2 protein-coding genes are annotated in these 338 nt (G+C 49.1%); one reads left to right on the forward strand and one right to left on the reverse strand.

Translation table 11 applies throughout. From position 1 onward, the window contains the following. Window positions 1–151: transposase (locus ACO0LM_RS28760; protein WP_423042378.1), on the forward strand; the 151-nt coding region annotated here is incomplete at its 5' end. On the opposite strand, the gene ACO0LM_RS28765 is transcribed toward ACO0LM_RS28760, so the two are convergent. Continuing rightward, window positions 126–338, reverse strand: a 213-nt coding sequence (locus tag ACO0LM_RS28765; protein WP_423042380.1) for a hypothetical protein, incomplete at its 5' end; no start/stop codon positions are given. The genes ACO0LM_RS28760 and ACO0LM_RS28765 overlap by 26 nt on opposite strands.

The following is a 338-nucleotide window of genomic DNA, read 5'->3' on the forward strand; positions in this document are numbered from 1 at the left end:
TAGTGTCATGCCCCAGCGGTGGGTGGTGGAACGCTCTTTTGCCTGGCTTGAGAAATGCCATCGCCTTTGGAAAAACTGTGAGCGACAATTGAATACCAGCTTGCAATTCGTTAATTTGGCATTCCTCACTTTGCTCTTGCGGCGGGGGTGATCAAAAAAGATCTCGAACAAATGGTATGGACGCCGCCTTCGAGGCTGCTGGAAATAGAGAGGGACTCCAGCGCCGACGGCATCGATGTGCCAAAGTAGAAGTATGACCAACTACTTGAGGCGAGGAGTCCGAAATGAATATTACGACAATTGGCATGGATTTGGCAAAGAATGTGTTTGCGTTGCAT

It is taken from the genome of Undibacterium sp. Di26W (genome assembly GCF_049340265.1).
GTDB lineage: Bacteria > Pseudomonadota > Gammaproteobacteria > Burkholderiales > Burkholderiaceae_D > Undibacterium.